General features: G+C 50.8%; 1 protein-coding gene. It reads right to left on the bottom strand.

Annotated features, from left to right (window positions below):
• On the bottom strand, positions 1-211 hold a 211-nt coding region (locus tag KVT34_RS31140), incomplete at its 3' end, for a DUF1540 domain-containing protein (RefSeq protein WP_217563386.1).
• Positions 212-236: the final 25 nt, after the last annotated feature.

The raw sequence follows: 236 nt of genomic DNA, 5'->3' as shown, positions 1-236 counted from the left end.
GACGTTCCTCGAAAGTTTGACAGCAGGTGTCGGTGATGCCCCCGGCGGAATCCTGATGTCCGGGAACGTAAGGCAGACCCTCCCGCTCCTGCGGTTGCGGCTTGTTCGAATGAGCGTTTACTTCGATCATTATAACTTCCGCGCTGCAGTTGTTGACCTGCTCCCAGTATTCGCAGTTGGCAATGCTGCATTTCACCATTTGATTTTCCATGTATATCACCTCGTACTTCTATTTA

The organism is Paenibacillus sp. GbtcB18 (assembly GCF_019091125.1).
GTDB classification, from domain to species: domain Bacteria; phylum Bacillota; class Bacilli; order Paenibacillales; family NBRC-103111; genus Paenibacillus_F; species Paenibacillus_F chitinolyticus.
This window is presented reverse-complemented; position numbering and strand designations above follow the sequence as displayed.